Genomic DNA, 22,731 nt, shown 5'->3' on the forward strand with positions numbered 1-22,731 from the left:
ACTCGTAAAATTATCAATCAAAATCAGCCTCTTCAGGGGCTTCGTTGCTATGGGCCGCCGCGGCTAATGGTCATTGCAACATCGTTCAGTTGAGCATAAAAACCAATTTCAAACTAACACTCATGGAAAAAAGGGTTCTTGAGAAACGAATGCGTTGCATGTATGTTTACTTTCTTGTTACAGGGCTTTTTTTCATCAGCCTGGCCGTTAACGCAAAAAATCCGGCTACTTCCGTAGATGGTGTGGCCAATGGGGAGTCGGAACGCATAAAGATACTGACAGACTCCATCACAGGGAAAGTGACGGATGAACGCGGGCAGCCTATGCCATCTGTTACCGTCCGGTTAAAGCGGGCGGGTATTATTACCTCCACCAAGGATAATGGCCAATATGCCCTGAATGCTGCGTCTTCGCGGGATACGCTTATATTTTCCTTTATAGGGTATCAGCAACGAGAGATACCCATAGGCGGCAGCCGGATCATAAATATTGCATTGGTCGCCGCACCCGGCAGCTTGAATGATGTTGTGGTAGTGGGATATGGTAGCCAGAAAAAAGCAACGCTTACTGGTGCCGTAGACGTGGTGAAAGGAAGTGACATTGTGAAAAGCCCCATGCCCAACGTGGCGAATTCATTGGAAGGCCGCTTACCCGGCGTTATCATCAATAACCGTACAGGAGAACCGGGAAGGGACGATCCGAGTATCAGCATCCGGGGTAGAAGTACTACGGGTAATTCTTCCGCATTGGTTATCATCGATGGTGTAGAAAGGTCTGGACTTGGGCAAATTAATCCAGGCGATATAGAAAGCATCACCGTATTGAAAGACGCATCAGCAGCCATTTATGGCGCAAGGGCAGCCAACGGGGTGATCCTGGTTACCACCAAGCGCGGTAGCCTGAATAGTGCGCCTTCGGTGGATGTATCCTTCAATCAGGGATTCACCGGACCTACCCGCAGCCCTAAAATGGCCGATTCTTATACCTTTTTTAAGGCGTATAACGAAGTGGAAGAAGGGGAAGGACGGACGGCCCCCTATAGCCAGGAGGATCTTGAAAAATTTAAAACGAATGCCGATCCAGACCATGCCAACTTCGACTGGTATAAATTCCTTACCCGGCACGATGCACCCCAGCACCGGTCTGATATTGCCGTTTCCGGAGGCAATAATAACGTTACTTACCGCCTTTCATTTGGCGAAATCATGCAGGATGGCCAGTATAAATTTGGCTCTACCAAGATAAAACAATATAACCTGCGCTCTAATGTAGAAGTGAAAGTGGCCGAAAACTTTACGGTAGGAATGGACATAGCTGCGCGCTTTGATGATGATCATTACCCCTACAGAAGCATGAATGATATTAATAGCCATATATTTCTATACCAACCTAATTGGCTTCCTTACTGGCCGGGTACTAATTATATGAAGCCCAACCGCGATAACGATGATATCATAAACCGTTTAGGAGATGCCAACGGATACCAAACTGTTAAAACAACCACCCTGCAATCTACCCTCAAGGCACAGTGGGATCTGCCATGGGTGAAGGGTCTTTCCATTAGTGGCAGTGGCAGTTACGATCCTAATGTAAAGTTTACCAAAACGTGGTACCTGCCGGATTATGTGTACAGCAAGAATACAGACGGTACCTATATAAAAATCAGGACTGGTTCCGGTTCCAATAATCCCCAACTGACCGACAGAACGGATATCGGTTCTTTGTTCTATTTAACTTCCCGCATTAACTATACAGGTACCTTTGGCGAGCATCATATTGCTGCTATGGTGGCCTATGAACAACAAACCATCCGGAGCAATTATGATGTAGCATACCGGGGAGGATTTCCCTCCTCCTCCTTGCCGGAAATATTTGCAGGCAGCAGCGATAAGACCCAGCAAAGCAATGATGGCGCTGAAACACAAGGAGCCAGGAAGAACTATTTTGGAAGAATAACCTACGACTTTGCCCGCAAATACCTGGCGGAAGTTACCGTGCGGCGGGACGGGTCGCCCAATTTTCCGGAGGATAAAAGATGGGGTACTTTCCCCAGTGTGTTGGCAGGTTGGGTATTATCCCAGGAAAATTTCCTGAAAGATTCCAAGGTCGTTAATTTCCTAAAAATAAGGGCATCTTACGGCGTGATGGGGAATGACCTTGTCAACTCATTCCAATATCTGCAGAGCTATACCTACGGCAACAACTATGTAATAGGTGGTAATGATGTTACTGGCCTGGTGCAAACAGGCGTTCCCAACCCGAACATAACCTGGGAAAGGGCTAAAACGGCCAACGCCGGTGTGGACGCCACTTTTTGGAATGGCATGCTGGGCGTTTCCTTCGACTATTTTAATACGCGCCGTTCTGATATATTAACCAAACGCTCCGCCATCGTACCGGGCTATACCGGCCTTAGTCTGCCTGACGAAAATGTGGGCATTGTAGATAATAAAGGTTTTGAACTGGTGCTTACCCATACCAATAATGAGCATCTCTTTAAGTACAATATTTCCGGCAACGTATCTTTCGCCAGTAACAAGGTGATCTTCAGCGATGAACAACCGGCGGCGGAACCATACCAGCTTGCCACCGGCAGGCCTATTGGTGCAGAACTCTTTTATAAAGCCATCGGCATTTTCAAAGACCAAGCGGCTATTGATCAATACCCACATTTTTTAGGTACCCAGCCTGGTGATATTAAATACCAGGATGTAAATAAAGATCAGGTAATTGATTCTAAAGACCAGATCAGGATAAACGAAACAAATGTGCCGGAGATAACGTTTGGTCTCAATGCCAATTTCTCTTATAAATCTTTTGACCTGGCTATACTTTTCCAGGGCCAGGCCAATGCACAGCAGAATTTTGGCGGCGGCTACGGGTATTTCCCGATCATGAGCTATACCTTTGGCAACTTTTTAGCGTGGAGGGCCAATGGACGCTGGGCGCCAGACCATACCGATGCCACCATGCCGAGAGCGTCTTATGAGTTATTCAATAATAACACCGCCACCTCTACGCAATGGCTGGTAAATGCAGGTTTCCTGAAATTAAAAAATGTAGAAGTAGGCTATACCTTTCCACAAAGCTGGCTCCATAGCGCACACATTAAGAACCTGCGCCTATATGCCAGCGGTAGTAATCTCCTGATCCTTTCCGACCATATGAAAAAGTTGGGCTTTGATCCTGAAACGTCAGATTTCTGGTATTATCCGCAACAACGGGTTTTCAATTTTGGCGCACGTATAACACTGTAAATAGTAGTAAAAAGATATCTACCATTCTGGAGGCAATTGGGCCGGCCAGGAATACTAGCCGGCTCATGGCTTCTTTGGTAAACCATAAATCATTAAACGGATGAAAAAGATCATATACCTTATTGGGATTATCCTGCTATCGGTTTCCTGTAATAAGTTGGACCTCACGCCAACAGACAGGTTATCAGATGCCGCCACCTGGACAGACCCATCTTTAATTCGCCTGTATGTAAATGCAACGTATGCCGCGGTAATGATGCATGGCTTTCAGCAAGACTTGCTGGCCGCGGCCGGGGACGAAGGATTTAATATTCATGATTATGGCAGCTTACAGCTTGTGCAGAAAGGTAATCTCACGGCAGATAATGTAAGTAGCATGTCTACAAAAATCAATTATTTCAACTTTGCCTATTCTTCGCTGCGGGACATCAATATCTTCTTTTCAAAAATTGATAAAGCCCCGGTAGATTCTTCCTTTAAAATTGGCACGAAGGGAGAAATGAAATTTTTGAGAGCGTATCTATATGCTAATCTTATTTGGCGCTATGGCAGCGTTCCCCTTATTACCGGTGTATTTGAGCTGCACGACGATTTTTCGGTGTCTATGGCCAGCTATGAGGATTGCCTGCAATTTATAGTACAGGAACTCGATGACGCTGCCCAACTATTGCCTGCCGATCAGCCGGATGCGCAGCAAGGAGAGGCTTCCGGCAATGCCTGCAAGGCGCTGAAGTCGAGGGTATTATTGTATGCAGCCAGTGAGTTAAATAATCCTTCTCATGACCAAACCAAATGGCAGGCCGCTGCAGATGCTGCCGCCGCGTTACTAAGTGCCGGGTACGAATTAAATTCCGACTATCAGCGTACTTTTTTAAGCGACAATAAAGAAATAATTTTTGCCCGTTATTTCACTCAGGCCAACAATACCAATTTTAATCTCCTGCAGGGCAGAAACGGTTCCGGCGGATACGGTGCGGAAAATCCAAGCCAGAATTTGGTGAACGCCTATGAAATGGCCGCCACCGGTCAGTTGCCGTATACAGAGCAGCCGGATGGTACATTGACGGTGAATGCGGCTTCCGGTTACGATCCTAACAATCCTTATGCCGGCAGAGATCCAAGATTGGATGCTTCCATCCTGCATGACGGCTCTATATGGGCAGGCAGGGTTACAGAAACATTCCATGGAGGAGAGGATTCTCCGGAGACCTCCAATGGTTTTAACGCCTCCCTCACCTCCTATTATTATAAAAAATTTTTGGTGGAAAGCATACCGCCTTCTGGCTCCAATGTATTGCCTACCAATCCATGGATTTTTTTCCGGTACGCCGAAATATTACTCAACTATGCGGAAGCGGAATTTGAATTGGGACATGAAGACGTGGCCCGCCAGTATATCAATATGGTAAGGGCACGACCCAGTGTGAATATGCCGCCTGTAACAGATGCCGGCGAAGCGCTTCGGAAAAGAATTCAAAACGAGCGGAGAGTGGAACTTGCATTTGAAGAACACCGTTTCTTCGATGTAAGACGCTGGAAAATTGCGGAAGAAACGGAAAACAAACCGTTGCTAGGCATGAATATCCAGCAAGCGCAGGATGGCACAAAAACGTATGCCATTACCAAAGTAATCGACAGAAAGTTCTATGACTGGCAATACCTCATGCCGTTCCCCCATGCGGAAATAGATAAAAGCCAGGGCTCGCTCACGCAGGTGACGGGATATTGACCCTACAGATGACAGCAGCGGGTACTCCGCTGCTGTTTTAAAAAGTTACTTTGTTTGTTTTGTACAAGAAACCAGCATATGAAGAAATTAGTAACAGTGGTGGGCATGCTGCTTACCAGTGGCATCATATACAGTCAGCAACTCAAAAAGGGTACAATAAACCGTAAAGAAGTGGTGCAGCGGCATAACTATCACATCACCGATCTGCAGGAACCCGGCCCTACACAGGTGGGCAATGGCAATTTCGCTTATGGTTTTGACGCCACCGGCATGCAGACATTCAACGACAGCTTTACCACCATGTCGCAATGGAGCTGGCATAGCAGTCCGCTACCCGCTGGTTTTACGGCGGCAGATTTTAAGCAAACCAACATCAACATACAGGGCCGGATGGTGCCCTATGACCTGCCTAACCCACAGCAAGCGGCATTGTCTTCCTGGCTGGATGCAAACCCACACCGCTTTAACCTTGGCCGGATAGGACTGTGGATGAAAATGGAAAATGGTACGGCTGTAACAGCGGGCGATATACAAGCCGCCGATCAATACTTTGACCTGTGGAGTGCAGTGGCGGTCAGCACGTTCCGGATTCAGGGTCAACCTGTTCAGGTAACCACGGTAGCAGATCCTGATAAAGATATAGTGGCCTTTAAAATCACATCGCCTTTAATCGCCGCCAAAAGGTTGGGCGTGTTCATTGACTTCCCGTATGCAAACCTGAATGTTTTTAGCAATGGGTCAGATTACAATAAGCCGGCATCGCATCAAACTATTTTAGTAGCAGATAAAAAGTCACAGGTCACCTTTTCCCGGGTGATGGACAGTACCCAATATGAAGTAAAAGCCAGTTGGACGGGCCCAAACAGCATCACCAAAGAAAAGCCGCACCGTTATAAATTTATGCCCGCAGGTAGCAACGAAATTGAATACGTTTTTTCATTTGCCCCCTGGAAAATTAAACAGCCCCTTCCTTCCTTTGCCGAAGTAAAAGCACATGCACAAAAATATTGGCCGTCGTTCTGGAACAGTGGTGGTTTTATAGACCTTTCCCATAGCAAGGACTCGCAATGGATGGAATTGGAGAGACGCATAATATTATCGCAGTATATCATGCGCATAAATGCCGCCGGCCAGTATCCGCCGCAGGAAACGGGGTTGGTGAATAATAGCTGGTATGGTCGTTTTCATTATGAAATGATCCTGTGGCACAATGCGCACAATGCCCTGTGGAACCGGTGGTCGCTATTGAACAACAGCCTGCACGTGTACCAGGATAATCTGATGGCCGCAAAACAACGGGCTGCGACGCAAGGGTATAAAGGTGCCCGCTTCCCGAAATGTACCGGTCCAGATGGAAGGGAATGGCCGCATCCTATTCATGCCTTCCTGGTTTGGCAGCAGCCTCACCCTGTGTTTTTTGCTAACCTGGATTACCGTGCCCATCCCACCACCGCAACGCTTGAAAAATGGATGAATATTATAGATGCTTCGGCAGACTTCCTGGCTTCTTACCCCAGTTTCGATACTGCCAGCAAACACTATGTGCTGGGACCACCCATCGCCTTTGCGCCGGAAAACAATCAATTTTATAAAGACCGGAACCCGGCATTTGAGCTGGGATACTGGCGGTATGCACTCCGCACTGCGCAATTGCTCAGACAGCAGGCCGGGCTGCCCGGAAAACCGCTATGGAGCAAGGTGTACCAGCAACTGAGCCCTATTCCCCTGCGAGACAATTTTTATGAACAATGGGAAAATATAGATAGCATGTGGACCAAATATAATTTTGAGCATCCTGCATTGCTTGGCATTTATGGTCTGCTGCCCGGTGATGGGGTAGACACCACCATCATGAAAAATACCTTCCGGAAAGTACTCGATACCTGGAAGTTTGATACAGGATGGGGCTGGGACTTTCCCCTAATGGCCATGACTGCTGCACGGCTTGGAGAAACGAAGGAAGCGATTTATATGTTATTACATGCATCGCCCAAAAATGGGTATGATAAGCATGGCTTTGTAGGCGGGGGCAACCCTTATCCTTATATCCCCACCAACGGCGCGCTGCTATATGCAGTAGCCTTTATGGCTGCCGGTTGGGATGGCGATCAGCAATTGTCTACACCCGGATTTCCTAAAGACGGCTCATGGACGGTTATGTGGGAAGACTTAAAAAAAGCGCCTTAAGCGCCTTGGTATAGGTAGATGTCCCATTTAAAGCATTAGAATTTATAAAACGTAAAGAATGATTAAAGTTGTTGTAGTATGTCTGGCATTTCTTTTTAGCATGCAGGTAGCATTGGGTCAGCATTACAAAGCATCCTCCTTTTCGGTAGATATTAGTGAAACTGGACAGGTGGTAGCACTAAAAGATAACACAACGGATTATGCGGCTGCCAGTGAACCGGGATATTTATTACAGGCTGTGGTAAAGGGCGTTACCTTATCCCCGACAAAGGCTATTTTTGAAAAAGACAATATTGTTTTGTATTACGCGGGTCAGCTCACTGCCAGGATAAAAGTGCAGGCCAGGCCGTCCTATCTTGTCTTTACCGTGGTGGATGTTAGCAAAAATATGGATGCCATAATCTGGGGGCCTTTTAACACTGTACTTGCAGATACCATTGGCAATACAGTGGGCGTGGTGCGAACCGCCGCTTACGCCATCGGGCTGCAATGTCTGCATAAAAGTACGTCGGGCGGCGTGCTGGAAAATGAAGAAGGTGCCGTCTTTGACCGTGGCACCACGGCCACGGCCAGGCCTTTTGGCGCCTCGTTGCAGGCTTTTGCCATTAACCGTAGCGTAGACAGGAAGATAAAAGTTTGGAACCGCTGGCCAAACGTGCCGGTGAAAGCCATTCCTGATGGCGCCTTGCAAGGATCGTCCATCGCCTTGTTCGGGTGTGCGCCGGGCCATGTGTTGCCAGTCATTAAAACCATTACTTTGACGGAACAGCTGCCATATGCCCGGTGGAAGGGAGATTGGATTAAAACTTCGCCAGAGTCGGGGAGGCCTTACATGATCACCACCTTCTCGGAACAGAATATTGATACCTTCCTCACTTACGCGAAAAAGATGGGCATGGCGGGCGTATATCATGAAGATCCTTTCGATACCTGGGGTCACTTCGTACTAAAGCCATCCTTATTCCCGCACGGGCGGCAGGGCTTTAAATCCTGTGTAGACAAGGCGCATGCGATGGGGCTCCGCCTGGGTTTCCATACCCTCACCAACTTTATCACTACCAACGACAGCTTTGTAAGCCCTCGTCCTGACCACCGGCTCGCGCAGGCGGGCGCCGCAACGCTGGTCGCTTCCATAACGCCCGATGTTACAACGATTACGGTGGATGCTGATACGTATTTCCGTATGCGTAGTGACTTAAATAGTGTGCTTATCGGGGATGAAATTGTAAGTTATACGGACGTTACGGCGCAGGCACCTTACCAGCTTACAGGCTGCCTGAGGGGCGCATTTGGCACCGCAAAGGCGGCGCATAAAGCCAATGCTCCAGTGGCCAGGCTGATAGACCATCCCTACAAAGTATTCTTTCCCGATTGGGCCCTGCAACGGGAGATAGCAGACAATATTGCCAGGTTTATAAATGAAACGGGCGCCGACCAGATGGATTTTGACGGGCATGAAGGCACCTATGCCAGTGGCATGGGCGACCTATCCTTTAATAGCTTTGCGGAAGAAGTTTTCCGCAAAGTAGATCATCCCGTAGTATTTGGTTCCAGCCGGGATAATCATTATTTCTGGCACCTCAATAATTATCTTAATTGGGGGGAACCCTGGTATGGCGGCTTCCGCGAAAGTCAGTCGGACGTACGCATGGCCAATCAGCCTTTTTATGAAAATAATTATCTTCCCAACATGCTGGGATGGTTTTTGATCACTGCGCAGACAAACCCGGATGATATTGACTGGATGCTGGCGCGCGCCGCAGGTTTTAATGCCGGATATGCACTGGTGCTGCGTAAAGAAGCCCTGAACAACCCGCAGATGGAGGAAATCATTCACCGCATCAACACCTGGACTGCTGCACAGCGTAGCCATCTTTTTACAAACGCACAGCAACAATGGTTGCGTAACCCGGAAAATGATGCCCGTTTAATAACCAGCGATAGTGCTGTACGTTTGCAGGAGTTTAGCAAGTTTGTATTTGAATATGAAGCAAGGGTATTGCAGCCAGGTCAGCCTACCTTGCAAAGCTGGGATTTTCAAAACATACGTTCCCAGCAAACACCCCAGGTGCTGGTGCATGCTTTGGGCGAGGAAGGCCATATTGTACATCCGGTAGTGGGTATAGACAATACGCTGAGCATTCACCTACCCATTACGCTGGAAGCAGGGCAAACGCTGGTGATTAATAATACCCTTAACGCCGGCATATATGACCGTAAAGGCCGCCTGCTGCGGGAAGTTCCCATCCATAACGCCCTCCCGGCACTGAGCGCCGGCCGGCACCAGCTTTCCTTCGATGGAACTACGGATGCCAACTCACCAGTAAAATTAAAAATCGAAATAAAACTATTAAATAATGAAACGCTGCTACATTCATAAATTCATTTATTCCATCACAGCGGTATCTGTCCTTTCTTTTAAAGCACCGGCTAAAGCGCTGCTTACGGCGCTCCTGCTATTCCTTTCATGGCTCCCCCTACAAGCGCAATCCGGGAAGAAGAACTATAACATCATACCTTACCCGGCCAAACTCCTACCACAACCGGGTGTTTTTACAATCAACAGCAAAACTACCCTGGCCACTACGGGCGATGCTTTTTTTGCTAATGAGATTACCTTTTTAACCCAACTTATGCAGCATTACCTGGGCGCCGGCGCATTACAGACAAAAAGCGCCGGAAAGTTTAACGTAATCTTGCTGAAACAGGATGGTACGCTTCCTAACGCCGAAGCATACACGATTTCTATCAGCCCTCAACAAATTATCCTCACTGCCAAAGAGGCGGCTGGTATGTTTTATGCCATTGAAACCTTGCGGCAACTGCTACCTGCCGATGTAGAAACAGGTAAAGGGAATGTACTAACCCTGCCCTGTGTGCAGATAGCCGACCAGCCTGCGTTTGCCTGGCGGGGTATGATGCTGGATGTATCACGTCACTTTTTCTCTGTTGCTTACCTGGAGAAATATGCAGACATGATGGCTTTGTATAAACTGAATAAACTGCACTTGCATTTAACAGACGACCAGGGTTGGCGCATCGCCATTAAAAAATACCCTCGCTTAACCTCGGAAGGCGCATGGCGCACGTTTAATAACCAGGATTCGGCTTGTATTAAAAAAGCCCTCGAAACCGGCAACAACGATTTAATGCCTGATACGGCCCATATAATGCAAAAGAATGGGCAAACCCTGTATGGTGGCTTTTACACCCAGGAAGAAATGCGAAATTTTATTCGCTATGCCGCCTCCCGCCATATAGAAGTAATTCCCGAAATAGATATGCCCGGCCACATGATGGCGGCGGCAAGGATATACCCCGAACTTACTTGTGATACACTGGTGAGTAACGATCCCCATAATTTTTCCAATCCTATTTGCCCCTGCAATCCGGCCGTGCTGGAATTTGCAAAAGATATCTTTACGGAAATAGCCGCCCTTTTCCCTTCCCCTTACCTGCATATTGGTGGCGACGAGGTGAATAAGAAAAATTGGGCCCAATCGCCGTTGGTTCAAGCCTTCATGAAAGAAAAGGGGTATACGGATATGAATCAGATTCAAAGCCATTTTAATGATTACATGCTGGACTTTTTTAAGTCGAAAGGAAAAACATTACTTGGTTGGGACGAGATCATAGAAGGCGGGATAGATAGTGCTGCAGTAATGATGTTTTGGCGCGCATGGGCGCCCCAGGCACCGGCCCAGGCTGCAAAAAATCACAATAAAATAGTGATGACGCCAGATGGCCCACTGTATTTTGACGCTTTGTCCGATGCACAAACATTGCCGGCTGTTTATCATTATGATCCTTATGATAGTGCGCTGTACCACCTCTCTCCAGCGGCCCAACAATACATTATGGGATTACAGGCCAATTTATGGACAGAAATGATTCCCTCTGAAAACAGGGCCGACTATATGACCATGCCACGGCTCACGGCACTCGCGGAAATAGGCTGGACCCACCGGTATAATTATGATGATTATTTGCAAAGATTGAATGCGCAATATGATCGCCTGGATCAGTTAAACATCCACTACCGTTTGCCCGATCTGGATAACCTGGCCGAAAACTATGCCGTTATTGATTCCACCAGTTTTTACGTAGCCTCCCCATTACCCAGGTTTAAAGTGCATTATACACTGAATGGTGCGCTGCCGGATGCAACGTCGCCTGTGATGAACCAACCGGTGGTATTGTCGCGCGCCGCTGTCATGAAGCTGGCGCTTTTTACTCCCACAGGGCGTAGGGGAGATGTATATTCGCTCAACTTCCGTACGCAGCAGTTAAGCGGGCAGGAAACTATTCCCCATCTTAAAAATGGGCTGACGACAGAACTTTACAAGGGAGAATTTCCATTAACCAGCGCTATAAAGGGCGTGCCGGATCGTGTATTTACGATAGATAGTATTGCAGTTCCTACTACCATCCAGGCACCTGCTTTTGGATTAAAAATACATGGATATATCCAGGTGCCGGAAACCGGTATTTACACTTTTTATCTTACCTGCAACGATGGTGGCGTTTTATATATAGGCAAACAGGAAATCGTCAATAATGACGGCCTGCACCCTGATAAGACCAAAGGTGGGCAAGCTGGTTTGCGGCAAGGGCTGCACCCTATCGCAGTAAATTTTATAGAATACGGTGGCGGCTATACGCTGGGGATAACCTATAGCTATAAAGGTAGCAAACCCGTGCCTGTACCGTATACCTGGTTCAAGTCGGCTGAAAATGAATCTGCCTCGAAACCATAATCATGAAAAGAAAAAGCACTGGGTCTTTATCGCAAAAAAACTATTAATGGATAGAAGAAATTTTATTAAACTCACAGGCGCATCCATGATGTCCCTGCTTGCCACCCAATATATACATGCAGCTAGGAAGGGTGAGCACATTATTCAACTGCCATATGCTGTAAAAGTATTGTCTGATAACGAGTATGTTGATTTGAAATCAGTAGATGGGCAAACGTGGACTTACCGGGATGTAATTGTTCGGCTAAAAGTGTTGAAGGATAGCGTAGCCGTATATATTCAATCGCCTGTATTGCCTGTAAAAGAGGTACAACTTTCTTGGAAATTTGCAACTGCCCAGGCCACCAAAATATTAGGCGATGCCTGGGAACGCACCTATGCCGATGTGGGCTTTCATGCCATCGATGCCAGTAAAAAACTGCCCTGGTATTGTATTGAGCAACATGGAGTCGATACCCTGTGTTTTGGGATAAAAACTGGTTGCAGCGCTTTCTGTTATTGGCAGGTAGCAGCAGGCAATTTATCCCTCACCCTCGATACCAGGAATGGCGGCAATGGTGTACTGCTGGGCGGCCGGGAGTTGCATGGTGCAGATATCGTTACTACGAGAAACACCGCGCAGGAAAATGTTTTTGCCACTGTTCGCCGTTTTTGCAAGCAAATGTGCGATAAACCTTTAACGGTAAAACAGCCAGTGTATGGCATTAATGACTGGTATTTCGCCTATGGCAATAGCTCTGCCGACCTTATTTTAAAACACACCTCCCTATTAGCGCCGCTGGCCACCAGTACATCCAACAGGCCTTTTTCTGTAGTAGATGATGGATGGTCGCTCGGTACCGATTACGCCAGAACAAATGATAAATTCCCTGATATGCCCGGGCTTGTCAATAATATAAAAGACCTGGGCATGCGCCCCGGATTGTGGACACGGCCGCTGCTCCCTAAACCTGGGGAAAGCGAAACTTTGTTTATTAAAGGCCGTGGACAAATACTTGACCCCACGATCGACGAAAACATTGCGTATGTACAACAAATTTTCCGCCTGTACAAACAATGGGGTTTTGAGCTGGTGAAACATGATTATACCACTTTCGACCTCTTTGGCCGCTGGGGGGCGGGGATGAATGATACAATGACTGCCCCAGGCTGGCAATTCAATGATGCTTCCAAAACCAATGCGGAGATCATTTCACATTTGTACCATGCCATACGGGTGGCGGCGGGTGATATGTACCTGATTGGCTGCAATACCATCAGCCACTTATCTGCCGGCGTATTTGAATTGTATAGATCCGGCGACGATACTAGTGGTAAAGAATGGAAGCGTACCAAAGAAATGGGGGTAAATACGATGGGTTTCAGGATGGTGCAGCATCAGCATTTTTACCAGGTAGATGGCGATTGTGTAGGCCTTACCACCGCCATACCCTGGGATAAGAATAAACAATGGATGCAACTATTGGCGCAAAGCAGCTCGCCACTGTTCATATCGGCACAGCCAGCAGCTGTGGGGGCGGAACAAAAAGCATTTATTAAACAATGTTTTACCGATGCCGCCAAACCGCAACCTGTGGGCGAGCCACTGGACTGGCTGGACAATGCATTCCCTGCAAAATGGAAACTGGATAATCAAACGGTAACGTTTAATTGGGACTAAGGCCGGAAAAATTTACTGTCTACTACCACTAAAAAGGGAGGGTCAGCAATGCGTGCTGGCCCTTGTTTTATTAGCAGGATGCTATGTTTTTATCGGCGGGCAGCCAATGAATGATGCGCACAATTACCTACCCGCATAAATAACCCGGATAAAGATGGCCATCAGGCCTGCGTTCTCCGGTATGCGCCGGGAGAGAGCTCGGTATGTTTCTTAAAATAGTTGTTGAAATATGCCGGCTCTGTAAATCCCAGGCAGTAGGCAATTTCCTAGACGGATATGCCGCAGTGTTGCAACAACGACTTGGCTTCGTTAATATTTTTCTCGGCAAGCGGATTGAAATGTTGCCCGACATGTTCTTTTGTCTCGAGCAGTAGCACCGTGAAAAGCGCCCCCATTAATTTATGAGCGGGGTGTTAAGACAAATGGGTGAGTAAGTTTAACCAGTTTTAACTAATTGAAAATACGATTCCTTTTAGGTCTCTTTGGCGAGAACACCACTATTGTAATAATATAAAGGTAGCTGGACGGCACCTAGCGGGCAGCCCTGTTTTCCTCTTCCGGCTGGGACATCCAGCGGGTAAGCCTGTACTTGGGCAGCAGGTCGTTCACCGTTTTCTTTAACCATTTGGACACCAGTTCAAACATGATAAAACCAATAAGGATGGAAATGCTCCATTCCAGTGTAGTGTAAGTGTGCTTAGTAACGATAGACTTGTGAGTGGTAAGTCCCCACAGGTTATGAATACTGCGGGTGGTGAAGTAAGCAGACACCAGTTTCGTAGAAAGCAGCCCTACCACAAACCCTAAGAAGTTACCAATGTAATTGTTGAGAATATATTCCGCCAACCTTCTGGCGATGCCGCTTTTCATAAGTTTATTTTCTTAGGCTAAGCTAATACCTAATTCAATAAAATACCAGCGTATTTCCGAAAATCTATGCAGGAGGAATAAGTGATTTTAATAATACCAGTCAGCCACGGTGATAGCGTCTTAAAATGCCCCGACACATTATTCCCCGTAAACGCTGTATGGTCTGGTCTTAAACTGGTGATCCCGGTGAAAGTCCGGCGATAAATGAAGCTACTCATTAAATGCAAAAGACCGGCCTTAAACAAAGCCGGTCCTTTTTATACAACCTGAAAATCAAAAGCGGTAGTTGATGTTGAAGCGGTAATTAGTGCCGGCCTCTGTTTGCCAGGAATAATAACCAGCCCAGTCTTCCCAGGAGCCGTCGTACAGGTACTTGTTCAGCAGGTTGTAGGCATTCACTGTTAAGCGGATTTTACCTTTTTCCCAGAACACGCTACCATCCAGCCGGAAATAATCCGGTAATTTGGCAATGCCGTCATGGCCACCCCAGGTCCAGCTATCGCGATCTATTAGGTAGGTGAAGCCACCAGACAGTCCCAGTCCTTTGAGTGGGCCTTTGTTTTGTTTGTAACTTAACCAGGCATTGGCATTGTGCGTAGCATATCCCGGCACGCGGTTGCCTACTTTTGCAGTGCGAAAATCCATGGTGGTTTCACTGATTTTAGAATCCGTATAAGCATAATTGGCAATCAGGTTCAGGCCTGGCAGCAATTCGCCCCGCAGGTCAAATTCTAGGCCCTGTGTTTTGGTTTGGCCCAGCACCACTACATAACTGTCGTTCGGATCGGTGTTAGGGTCCGTGGTCAGTTCGTTATACCTTATAACGGCTTTTGGATTTGGTAATAGCCACCTCCTTAAGTTGTCCGGTTTGCGCTTCCAGGTGGGCATTTAAGCTGCTGGTACGGCCGGCACGGATGGTAATGTGGCGTTCCGTTTGTTGTACCCCCACACCAGAAAGGCGCAGCAGGTAATTGCCTGGCGCCAATTGTTCCAGGGCATAGCGGCCCTCTTCGTTGGTAACCGTTCCCCGGTTTAAGGATGGAATACTAACGGTAATGGCCACAGCCGGTTGGCCATTTGGCAGGTTCACGGTGCCGGTAAGGGTGCCGGTGGGCGTTTGTTGGGCAAAGGTTATGGTTAGGCTAAGGCAGGTGAAAAGTAAGAGCAGCAAGCTTTTGGGCTTGTTAAGTACAGAACAGGTCATATATGTCTATGGTTATTAGGTTGCAGCGCAAAAATAGATGGCATGCCGGAGGGCGGGTTTATATATTTGGAAATAAAAATTACGCAGAACGGAAAAACGATCTTAAGAGGAGGATAAATTATTACAGGGGCAGCCCTAAGAGTTGCCTTCAAAAAGATAAAATCAGGTTCGCAATAACGGGCCGTATTTTGTTATGATACCTCCGTTTTTAAAAACTGCCATTGTTTGCCGCGCATCATAATTTGACGAAATAACATCAATATTGCCTTTGTCCCCATCTTACATTTGTCCTTATCTAAATCCACGTCTTACCGTATGAAAAATTTCATTGCATGCTGTAGTACCGTCCTCATTTTATGCCTGCACGTACTTTCCGCGAGTGCGCAACAAAAGAAGATTTCAGGAAGGGTATTCGACGACCAGTCAAAACCTTTGCCCGGTGCGTCTGTTTCTATTAAAGACACCAAAGCAGGTACTGCTACCGATGCAGATGGCCGCTTTACCTTAAATGCGCCACCAGAAGGGAAAGTACTGGTAGTTACTTACCTGGGCATGCTCAAAAAAGAGATTGTACTCGACGGGCAAGCCTCCTACACCGTAAATTTACAAGCCTCTCCAAACAGCCTCAATAACGTGGTGATAGTGGGGTATGGTGCCGTGAAGAAAAGCGATGTAACCGGCTCAGTGGCCACGCTTAAAGGAAGTGAATTAAACAAAACCACCGCTTCTTCGGTAGACCAATTACTGCAAGGTAAGGTGGCCGGGGTACAGGTAACAACCGGCGGCGGACAGCCTGGCAGCGGGGCTACGATCCGCATTCGCGGAGCCAGTTCGCTGAATGGTTCCAAAGATCCCTTGCTTGTGGTAGACGGCTACCCCTGGGGTGATGCGGGCAACCTGAAACAGATAAATCCCGACGATATTGAATCTATTGAAGTATTGAAAGACGCCTCCTCGGCAGCTATTTATGGATCGCGCGGCGCCAATGGGGTGATCGTGGTGACCACCCGTAAAGGCCGTACAGGTCAGAGCCGTATTAGCTTTAGTACCCTTGAAACAATTTCGTTCCGCGCTAATAAGCCCGACATCTGGCAAGACCCGGTAGATGATGCCACCTATTCAAACGAAGCCGCCATTACAGGGGGAGCGATTCCGGCAGACGTTCCTTATATTGGCATTTATCGCCCGGTGGGTGATGGCTTTGTGTACTTCCCTTCCATTGCGGAGCTTCGCGGCTTGGACCCCAACAAACCAAAGTGGCCTACGAATACAGATTGGGTAAAACTCGTATACCGCAATCCCCTGTCGCAGAACTATACCCTGACGGCAGATGGGGGTAGCGAGAAAACGAAGTATGCTATTTCCGGTAACTATTACAAGGAGCAAGGCACAGTGATCAAAAACAATTATGAAAAGTATACGTCTCGCCTGAACCTTGATCAAAAACTTACCAAAGCAATTACCGCCGGCGCTAATGTAATTCTCGCCTATACGAAAAATAATGGCCAGCAACTGGGCGTGAGCCGCAGCCGTATTTTTCCGGTATACGATTCTACCGGTAATTACTTCCGTACCAGCGCTACCGATTTCGGTAACCCTATTGCCCTCGCTAATCAATTGTTGAACACGACGAAAACAGTGGACATTTTGGGGAATGTGTATGTGAATGCAAAGATTACCGACTGGTTGTCGTTCCGCACCTCGCTAAACTCTAAGTTTGGCAACAGTGTACAAGACCAGTACGATCCGAAAAACAGTACCCAGCGCGCACTTGATAATAAAGGTAGTTATGGTTCTATTGGCAACTCCAACTACTCCGATCTGCTTACCGAAAACTATTTCACGGCTACCAAGAAGTTTGGCGAGCATGACATAACCGCTGTGGCCGGATATTCTTACCAGAAAACTTCGAATCGCTTCAGTACCCTCGTGGGACAGAATTTTGTAAACGATGTATTGCAAAATGAAAACCTTTCTACCGCCGGTACTATGCTGATTTCAAACGATCTGCAACGGTATGGTTTATCATCGTGGTATGGTCGTGGCAACTATGCTTTCAAAGACCGTTACCTCATTACCTTTACCGGTCGTGCAGATGGTTCTACCAAGTTTGGTTCTAACAACAAATGGGCATTCTTCCCCTCCGGCGCTATCGCCTGGAAGATGAGTGAAGAAGATTTTATTAAAGACCTGGGCGTATTCTCCGAACTGAAATTACGCGGCAGTTATGGCCTTACTGGTAACCAGGGTATTAGTCCTTATCAAACATTGGATCGCTATGGTTCCAATAAATATTATACCGGCACTACCTTCCAAACGGGCTTTGGGCCTGGTCTTGCAGGCGATAACGACGAACAGGGCAGAACGATTGTAGAAGGCCTGGGAAACAACAGTTTGAAATGGGAAACCACCCGGTCGCTCGATGTAGGGGTGGACGTGGGCTTCTTCGACCAGCGTCTTACACTGACGGCTGATTATTATATAAAACGTACCAACGACCTGCTACGCCTTAAAACGATTGCTCCCTCCGCAGGTTTCGACCGGCAATGGATTAATGATGGTGAAGTGGAAAACCGTGGGGTGGAACTGGGCATCAATGCAGAGATCATTAACAGCAAAGACCTGAACTGGAGTGTAGGCGGTAATTTCACGCTGAACCGGAATAAAGTACTGGCAATGGGCGAAAGCAACCAGGTATTTATTGGTAGCCTATATGAATCGGTGCGCCAACAGATTAGTACCTATACCGTGGGTCAGCCAATGTTTTCTTTTTATGGATATAAAACGGCCGGTATCATTCAAACCCTCGATGAAGGCATTGCGGCAGGCCTTACCGGCGTAGATGCACAGCCTGGGGAAATTAAATACCTCGATATTTCTGGTCCCAGTGGTAAGCCCGATGGTGTAGTAGATTCTTACGACCGTACCATTATCGGTAATCCTAATCCTGATTTCTTTTATAGTTTCAATACAAACCTGAAGTATAAACAATTTGATCTATCCCTACAGTTATATGGGGTAAAAGGCGACGATTTGTGGGATTTCCAAAAGATGACCCCAAGCCGCTGGATGCAGCGCTGGACACTGGATAACCCGAGCAAGGAATATCCCCGTGCCAATGCCACCCGTGGCTATCGTGCATCCGATTTTTATATTACCGATGGTTCCTTCCTTCGTATTCAAAACGTAACCGTGGGCTACAATCTCAAGACCAGTGGCACCCAAGCGGTGCAGAGCCTGCGCATATTCTTGTCGGGTAATAACTTGTACACGTTTACAAAATTCAATAAAGGATTTGATCCCGAAGTAGGAGAGTCCGGTATCAATTCCGGCGCATACCCGCGTCCGCGTTCTGTATCCCTGGGCTTGAATATAATTTTCTAAATCCGCCAAAATGACCACGATGAAAAAGAAATTTTTTATAAAATGTACAGCGGTTGCACTAGTCCTGGTAATGGCAGGCAGCAGTTGTTCCAAGATGAAGGAAGACCCTTACGGCATGATCAACTCCAAGACATTCTATAAGACTGCCGATGATGCCCGGGCTGCAATTATTTATGCCTATTCCATCCTGCCCGAAGTAGGCTACTACTCGCGCGGATACTACATCGTAACAGAATTGCCTACCGAAAATCTTACCCAGAAAGGTGACGCTGGTGTTGGAAACCTGGAGCTGGATGAACTGCGCACTACTTCTACCAACAGCGACCTGGATAATATCTGGACATACATGTACCGTGGCGTGGCGCGTGCCAACGCGGTGATTGCCAATGTACCCAATATACCTGGCATGGTAGAATCGGAACGCAATCAGATTACAGGTGAAGGTTATTTCCTGCGCGCTCTTCACTTCTTTAATCTCGTGCGTATGTTTGGAGAAGTACCGTTGCGTACTTCCACTATCGAAGACGCGTCCCAGATTCCGATGGCCAAGTCGCCCATCAAAGATATCTATGACCAGATTATATCTGACCTGCAAAAAGCCGATGAACTGCTCACCACTGAGCGTATCAGCGAAGGCCGCGCTAACCGCCCGGCTGTAGAAGGCCTGCTGGCTAAAGTATATTTACACCTGGCTTCCTCTAAAGCGTATAACTCGCCTGGATACGACTTTGTGGCCAGTGCTGACGATTATTATGCGCAAGCCAAATTATATGCTGGCAAAGTGATTAATGGGCAATCTACTTTCAACTTCACCGAAAGCCTGCCCGATATCTTTGCGATCGACGTGTATAAAAAAGCAGCCGTTACCGAACATATTTTCGATGCCGCTGTAGACCGTAGTGGCGACCGCGAAGGAAGTTTCTCTAAACTGCCGAATATGTTCCTGCCCGCCGACCGGCCCATGACGATTCTTTACAACCAACTGGATCCTAGCAGTGCGCAGATAAATATTGGCCAGGGCTGGGGACACTTCCGCACGGAGAATGCAGTATACTCCAGCTATAATGATGTAGATCGCCGCAAAACGCAGTTGATCGTATCTTCTTATACCAATGGTGGAATAACCTATCAACTCGATATTACCAGCAGTAGCCGGCCATTTACCCGCAAGTTCATTGATCCAGACCGTATTGGAGATGCCTCCAGTGCTAATTCACCGATTATTCGCTACTCCGACATTTTGCTGGTGTATGCCGAAGCCTGTGGCCCTACCACAGATGGTTATGCAGCAGTGAACAAAATACGTAATCGTGCGGCGATCGGGGATCTTAATCCTTCCCTGGACGTTACCTCTTTCCGCAATGCAGTGATCCAGGAAAGAGCATGGGAACTGGCCTTTGAAGGCAATCGCTTATTCGACCTGCGTCGTACTAACAGTATGGAAGCAGTGTTGGTAAAAAAATATGGTAAAACTATTACCAGCGGTGCTTACTTCTTCCCGATACCACAGCGTGAATTGGATACTAATCCCTTGATAAAATAAAACTGCCGCTACATGAAACGTATATATATATTTATAGCCCTTCTTTCGGCTGGCTTACTGGCTGGCTGCGCCAAAGACCCATTCGATGGGGTAAAAAGCAATGAACGTGCCATTGAGGCCATTACCCTTGGTGGAGGCTTGATCCAGGTGGGACCCGCTACGATAGACCGCGCCAGTGCGAAAGCTTCGGTGAAGGTATTGGTACAGGACAATACAGACTTGAGTAAAGTAATCGCAAATATACAAACTTCCTACAAGGCCACGGTATCGCCAGCAAATGGCCAACCAATTGATTTTGCCGCCAATAACAATAGCTTTAAATATACCGTGAAATCACAGGAAGGTGAAACCCGCGAGTGGACAGTCGAAATTGTACCCTTTACGGAAACATTGTTAGGCACCTACACCATCCAGCAATTGGTAGTGTATGGTGGCACAGGCCCTGAATATGGTGGTGGCGCGGTAATTAAAATGTCTGATAAACCATGGGATTGGAGTACTACCGATGGCCCGGATAAAGAACTTGACAACGAAATTACATTCGAATATACAGGCGTTACAAGTGATGGTAAAACCACCGGTACCGTTACCAACAATGCCGGCGCAGACGGCACCTATGCTAACTTTGTTTTTAAAACACCCAGCACAGACGTGAATAATTTTTACCGTACCATTCCCAAAGGTACCAGTACCTGGGAACGCGACTATGCAGCCAATACGGTAAGCTTTATTACTGCAGAAGGGAAAAAGACGACGGCCACATTTGAGGGCGCGTCAACGATAGATCTAGGCAATGGTTTTAGCAAAACAATTACCGACAACTCCTTCGACTTTACATTAAGCGGAGTAGACGATTGGACAAATATTTATTCCGACCTGGACAAATTTGTGAAAAATCCTCACCGGTACTGGATTGATGTTAAGAGAAAACCATAATCTAAAATTTATGAAGCTGATGAACATTTGTGTGATCCTGTTATCCTCCCTGCTTAGCATGACTGCCTGCAGCAAGAGTGGTGATAAAACAAGCCAACCGGAAGTGGATACACCGAAGACGGCATTTAAATCGCTGAACTACCTGTATGAAATATCTGGCAAGAAAACCTTGTCGGGCATGCATAACCGCGAGCCAAACACCACACCCGCCATATGGACTGAGAAGATTATGACCACTACCGGCAAGTATCCGGCTTTGTGGAGCGGTGACTTCCTGTTTCAGGCAGACAATATTGACAACCGCCAGTTAATGATTGATGAAGCAGTGCGGCAGTGGAATAAGGGTGCGGTAATAAATATTATGTGGCATGCCTGCAACCCCGCGCTGGACGAGCCTTGCAATTGGGACGACGGGAAGGGGGTACTCAGCAAACTTACTGATGCACAATGGGAAGAGCTTATCACAGATGGTTCGGCCCTGAACCTGAAATGGAAAAGCCGTATAGATGAAGTATGCGTATACCTGCAACAGCTGAAGGATAAGAAAGTAGAAGTGTTATGGCGCCCTTTCCATGAAATGAACCAGGGTGCATTCTGGTGGGGTGGCCGTTCTGGCGCTAGCGGAACCCGTAAGCTCTACCAATTAATGCACGATTACATGGTAACGACCAAGGGCCTTACCAACCTGATATGGGTGTGGGATTTACAGGACTTTAGCTCATTGAGTGGCGACGTGAACGACTACAATCCCGGGGCTTCTTATTTTGATGTAGCTGCCCTGGATGTGTACGACGGAAGTGGCTACACGCAAGCTAAGTACGAGCTTATGACCCGGGCTGCTGCCGGCAAACCCTTTGCCATTGGCGAATGCCAGCGCCTGCCTACCGCCAGCGAGTTGCGTACCCAGGACAAATGGTGCTTCTTTATGGGTTGGTCTGAACTTACCTTCGAAAATAATACCGATGCCGAGATAAAGGCGTTATACAGTTCCGACAACATTGTTACGCTTGACAAAATGCCCGGCTGGAATGACTGACCTTTCTGTTATATAGCAAGAGCAAAAACAAGCAGCCTCTTACAATCGCCCCCGGCCACGCCGAGGGGCGATTTTTTTTGGTGCGCCACGCATGGCGATAAACTAGACGGTGTAAGTCCGTTATGGGGGTATGTAATCGCCAACCATTAGCCAAGAGCAAGGGTGTCC

The 22,731-nt window shown here is 47.4% G+C and carries 14 protein-coding genes; 10 read left to right on the top strand and 4 right to left on the bottom strand.

Annotation, left to right across the window (positions count from 1 at the left end; genetic code table 11):
• Positions 1–158: 158 nt before the first annotated feature.
• The 6 genes from GA0116948_RS12930 (at position 159) to GA0116948_RS12955 (ending at position 13,590) form a co-directional block, all read left to right on the top strand.
• Positions 159–3,257: a SusC/RagA family TonB-linked outer membrane protein gene (locus GA0116948_RS12930; protein WP_165798450.1), complete on the top strand. Its 3,099-nt coding sequence runs from the start codon at positions 159–161 to the stop codon at positions 3,255–3,257.
• Between the two features lie 100 nt (positions 3,258–3,357).
• Positions 3,358–4,986: a RagB/SusD family nutrient uptake outer membrane protein gene (locus GA0116948_RS12935; protein WP_089712817.1), complete on the top strand. Its 1,629-nt coding sequence runs from the start codon at positions 3,358–3,360 to the stop codon at positions 4,984–4,986.
• 78 nt (positions 4,987–5,064) lie between these two features.
• Positions 5,065–7,173, top strand: a complete 2,109-nt coding sequence (locus GA0116948_RS12940; RefSeq protein ID WP_089712819.1) for a hypothetical protein — start codon at positions 5,065–5,067, stop codon at positions 7,171–7,173.
• A 58-nt stretch (positions 7,174–7,231) separates the two neighbouring features.
• Positions 7,232–9,553 (top strand): hypothetical protein, encoded by a 2,322-nt coding sequence (locus tag GA0116948_RS12945; protein ID WP_123891785.1) that lies wholly within the window; start codon positions 7,232–7,234, stop codon positions 9,551–9,553.
• On the top strand, positions 9,531–11,930 hold the full coding sequence (locus GA0116948_RS12950) for a family 20 glycosylhydrolase (RefSeq protein ID WP_089712823.1): 2,400 nt from the start codon (positions 9,531–9,533) through the stop codon (positions 11,928–11,930). The genes GA0116948_RS12945 and GA0116948_RS12950 overlap by 23 nt, the downstream gene beginning before the upstream one ends.
• Positions 11,931–11,976: 46 nt before the next feature.
• Positions 11,977–13,590: an alpha-amylase family protein gene (locus tag GA0116948_RS12955; RefSeq protein WP_123891784.1), complete on the top strand. Its 1,614-nt coding sequence runs from the start codon at positions 11,977–11,979 to the stop codon at positions 13,588–13,590.
• Positions 13,591–13,751: 161 nt separating this feature from the next.
• Here GA0116948_RS12955 and GA0116948_RS21785 read toward each other — a convergent pair whose 3' ends face one another.
• From GA0116948_RS21785 to GA0116948_RS12970, 4 genes are all read right to left on the bottom strand, one after another.
• Positions 13,752–13,853, bottom strand: a complete 102-nt coding sequence (locus tag GA0116948_RS21785) for a hypothetical protein (RefSeq protein ID WP_394336946.1) — start codon at positions 13,851–13,853, stop codon at positions 13,752–13,754.
• A gap of 268 nt (positions 13,854–14,121) precedes the next feature.
• Positions 14,122–14,460: a hypothetical protein gene (locus GA0116948_RS12960; RefSeq protein ID WP_089712828.1), complete on the bottom strand. Its 339-nt coding sequence runs from the start codon at positions 14,458–14,460 to the stop codon at positions 14,122–14,124.
• A 273-nt stretch (positions 14,461–14,733) separates the two neighbouring features.
• A complete protein-coding gene (locus GA0116948_RS12965; protein ID WP_089712830.1) occupies positions 14,734–15,348 on the bottom strand; it encodes a TonB-dependent receptor domain-containing protein in 615 nt (204 codons plus the stop codon).
• Positions 15,272–15,664, bottom strand: a complete 393-nt coding sequence (locus GA0116948_RS12970) for a carboxypeptidase regulatory-like domain-containing protein (protein WP_089712832.1) — start codon at positions 15,662–15,664, stop codon at positions 15,272–15,274. The genes GA0116948_RS12965 and GA0116948_RS12970 overlap by 77 nt, the downstream gene beginning before the upstream one ends.
• A gap of 315 nt (positions 15,665–15,979) precedes the next feature.
• Here GA0116948_RS12970 and GA0116948_RS12980 point away from each other — a divergent pair, with 315 nt between their 5' ends.
• From GA0116948_RS12980 to GA0116948_RS12995, 4 genes are read left to right on the top strand one after another with little or no spacing between them, the layout of a single operon-like run.
• Positions 15,980–19,048 carry a SusC/RagA family TonB-linked outer membrane protein gene (locus GA0116948_RS12980; protein WP_089712837.1) on the top strand — a complete coding sequence of 1,023 codons (3,069 nt, stop codon included), beginning with the start codon at positions 15,980–15,982 and terminating at the stop codon, positions 19,046–19,048.
• A 19-nt stretch (positions 19,049–19,067) separates the two neighbouring features.
• Positions 19,068–20,591, top strand: a complete 1,524-nt coding sequence (locus GA0116948_RS12985) for a RagB/SusD family nutrient uptake outer membrane protein (protein ID WP_165798449.1) — start codon at positions 19,068–19,070, stop codon at positions 20,589–20,591.
• 12 nt (positions 20,592–20,603) lie between these two features.
• Complete coding sequence (locus GA0116948_RS12990) at positions 20,604–21,527, top strand: putative periplasmic lipoprotein (protein ID WP_089712840.1); 924 nt, start codon at positions 20,604–20,606, stop codon at positions 21,525–21,527.
• 10 nt (positions 21,528–21,537) lie between these two features.
• A complete protein-coding gene (locus GA0116948_RS12995; protein ID WP_089712862.1) occupies positions 21,538–22,563 on the top strand; it encodes a glycosyl hydrolase in 1,026 nt (341 codons plus the stop codon).
• The last annotated feature ends 168 nt before the right edge of the window (positions 22,564–22,731 follow it).

It is taken from the genome of Chitinophaga costaii, assembly GCF_900094705.1.
Lineage (GTDB): Bacteria > Bacteroidota > Bacteroidia > Chitinophagales > Chitinophagaceae > Chitinophaga > Chitinophaga costaii.